This window comes from Staphylococcus sp. 191 (assembly GCF_011174885.1).
GTDB lineage: Bacteria > Bacillota > Bacilli > Staphylococcales > Staphylococcaceae > Staphylococcus > Staphylococcus coagulans.
Window position 1 is genome coordinate 1 of record NZ_PNRJ01000031.1, and the last position, 1104, is coordinate 1104.

The window sequence follows — 1104 nt, forward strand, 5'->3', positions numbered from 1 at the left end:
ATATGTGTATAATAGTGGACGGGATTCTCACCCGTCTTTCGCTACTCACACCGGCATTCTCACTTCTAAGCGCTCCACATGTCCTTACGATCATGCTTCAACGCCCTTAGAACGCTCTCCTACCATTGTCCTACGGACAATCCACAGCTTCGGTAATATGTTTAGCCCCGGTACATTTTCGGCGCAGTGTCACTCGACTAGTGAGCTATTACGCACTCTTTAAATGATGGCTGCTTCTAAGCCAACATCCTAGTTGTCTGGGCAACGCCACATCCTTTTCCACTTAACATATATTTTGGGACCTTAGCTGGTGGTCTGGGCTGTTTCCCTTTCGAACATGGACCTTATCACCCACGTTCTGACTCCCAAGTTAAATTATTTGGCATTCGGAGTTTGTCTGAATTCGGTAACCCGAGAGGGGCCCCTCGTCCAAACAGTGCTCTACCTCCAATAATCATCACTTGAGGCTAGCCCTAAAGCTATTTCGGAGAGAACCAGCTATCTCCAAGTTCGATTGGAATTTCTCCGCTACCCTCAGTTCATCCGCTCACTTTTCAACGTAAGTCGGTTCGGTCCTCCATTCAGTGTTACCTGAACTTCAACCTGACCAAGGGTAGATCACCTGGTTTCGGGTCTACGACCAAATACTCATTCGCCCTATTCAGACTCGCTTTCGCTACGGCTCCACATTTTCTGCTTAACCTTGCATCAGATCGTAACTCGCCGGTTCATTCTACAAAAGGCACGCCATCACCCATTAACGGGCTCTGACTACTTGTAAGCACACGGTTTCAAGTTCTCTTTCACTCCCCTTCCGGGGTACTTTTCACCTTTCCCTCACGGTACTGGTTCACTATCGGTCACTAGAGAGTATTTAGCCTTAGGAGATGGTCCTCCCAGATTCCGACGGAATTTCACGTGCTCCGTCGTACTCAGGATCCACTCAAGAGGGTATTTGTTTTCGACTACAGGATTATTACCTTCTCTGATTAACCTTTCAAGGTTATTCGTCTAACAAATACTTTTGTAACTCCGTATAGAGTGTCCTACAACCCCAACAAGCAAGCTTGTTGGTTTGGGCTCTTCCCGTTTCTGCATCTTATA

The 1104-nt window shown here is 47.1% G+C and carries 1 rRNA gene; it reads right to left on the bottom strand.

Going from position 1 to position 1104, the window contains the following annotated elements:
• Positions 1 to 1104: ribosomal RNA gene (locus tag C1H58_RS12245) — 23S ribosomal RNA — on the bottom strand; the annotation flags it as partial.